The 1,495-nt window shown below is 38.5% G+C and carries 1 protein-coding gene; it reads left to right on the top strand.

Translation table 11 applies throughout. The annotated features are described in order from the left end of the window. The first annotated feature begins 195 nt into the window (after nt 1-195). Entirely contained in the window at nt 196-1,383 is a 1,188-nt protein-coding gene (locus ACOVO2_RS11035; RefSeq protein ID WP_421770025.1) for an MFS transporter, read from the top strand. The last annotated feature ends 112 nt before the right edge of the window (nt 1,384-1,495 follow it).

Below are 1,495 nucleotides of genomic sequence, written 5' to 3'. Positions count from 1 at the left end.
CTTAGACGAGTATCTGACAATAGTTTGTTTAGTCCAGTTGATGATATTTTCAGATAAAAAGTCGGTTCATATAGCATTTGGGAGATGGTAAACATTGGGATGTGCTTTGAGCAGTTCAAAAATAACTGCAAAAATCCACACCCAATGTTTTGAGTGAAAAATGTAATTTAAAATAACATATTAAACCCTATAAAAATGGCGAATTTTTCAATCAAAAAAGCAGGCTTTTGGCAAGCACTTGTTGTAATTCTTTTAAATCAGCTTCCCATGATGGCTATTGTGGCGTTGATGCCAGCTTTACCAACATTGATGGAACATTTCAGAGATGTTGACAACAAAGATTTGCTCGTGCCGATGATTCTGACCGCACCGGGTATCTGTATTGCACTTATTGCCCCATTTGCTGGTGTGTTGGTTGATAAATTTGGTAGAAGAAAACTATTGATTTGGTTTACAGCCATATATGGTTTAGGTGGAATTTTACCTTTCTTCTTAGATGGTTTCAATACAGTTATCACGGGTCGCTTACTTTTAGGTATTGGAGAAGCCTTCGTTTTGGTTATCGGCAATACTTTGTTGGGCGATTATTTTGCCCCAAAAGACCGTTCAAAATGGTTAATGGTGCAAGGTTTCTTTGGCTCAATCGCTGCTGCCTTATTGCTTGCTCTAAGTGGGCAACTGGCGAGTATTGGCTGGAATTTCCCCTTTTTGGTTTACGGAATCTCTTTTTTAATAACTATACTTGCTGTAATCTTTATTTTTGAACCCGAAGAAAAATTCACGAGTGAGATAGATTCGGTCTCTTCCGACACCAAATTTCCTGTTAATACCGCCATTATGGTATTTTTGATTACACTCGGTTTTTCTGTTATTTATTTTGTCTATACCATTCATTTTTCAAGAGCTCTGGATGCCATGGGTATCAAAGACCCAAAACAAGTGGGTAATTTAGGAGCAATAGCCAGTACTGCCGTGCCTTTAGGTGCATTGATTTTTAAACTAGTTTCCAAACGCCCTTTTTGGCAGCAAATGGCTTTAATGTTTTTGTTTTTCACCATTGGGCTGGCTGGCATTGGCCTTGCCAAAGATACTACGAGTGCCGTGGCCGTTGGCTGGATTCAGCAATTAGGCTGTGGTATGACGATTCCAGTTTTGATAGCATGGGCTTTAAGTTTGTTCCCGGTTCAATACCGTGGCCGAGGCATGGGTTTCTGGACGAGTGCCTTCTTCTTAGGGCAGTTTGTAAATCCTATTTTTGTTTCTTCAATAGGCAAACTTGTAGGCAATGTACAAGATACTTTTTTAGCAACTGGCGTAATATGCGGCATCGTGTTTATCATAATTTTACTCCTAAATATCTTTTCAAAGAAAGCAATAAATTAATCTAATGAATAGCAATTCAAATATCAAACGTGCTGTAAGTCTTTATAGCTACCAGGTAGAGTTTTTCCTAAAAAAAGAATCTCGACGATAGTGGAATGGTAACTGTAGCAAC

It is taken from the genome of Emticicia sp. (genome assembly GCF_049241225.1).
Taxonomy (GTDB): Bacteria; Bacteroidota; Bacteroidia; order Cytophagales; family Spirosomataceae; genus Emticicia.
The sequence above is the reverse complement of the archived record's forward strand: the minus strand, read 5'-3'. Positions and strand labels throughout refer to the sequence as shown.